This window comes from Mesorhizobium sp. M2D.F.Ca.ET.226.01.1.1 (genome assembly GCF_004022705.2).
Lineage (GTDB): Bacteria > Pseudomonadota > Alphaproteobacteria > Rhizobiales > Rhizobiaceae > Mesorhizobium.
Genome location: NZ_RZOY02000132.1, coordinates 1 through 286 on the forward strand (window position 1 = coordinate 1; position 286 = coordinate 286).

1 pseudogene is annotated in these 286 nt (G+C 66.8%); it reads right to left on the minus strand.

The features are described 5' to 3' along the window. Positions 1-286, minus strand: a pseudogene (locus EN869_RS34100) (ornithine cyclodeaminase family protein); the annotation flags it as partial.

The window sequence follows — 286 nt, forward strand, 5'->3', positions numbered from 1 at the left end:
CTGGCCGATGCCGTTCTCGCCGGCCTTGACCAGCATCGCCTTGCCCAGCGCGATATCGGAAAGCGACAGGCCGCGATGCCAGAACAGGATCGTCTCGCCGTCGCTTTGCCGGCCCGGCTTGAGGCCGGCCGCGATCTGGCCGAGCTCGGCGTGGAGCGTCGCCTCGCTCAACCGCCCGGTCTCGACATGGGCGCGCAGCGAACCGAACTTGCCGCCCTTGCACTGGCCCCAGTCGTCGACGACGATCTTTTGCATGATGTCGGTCAAGGACAGTTCAACCGCGCTC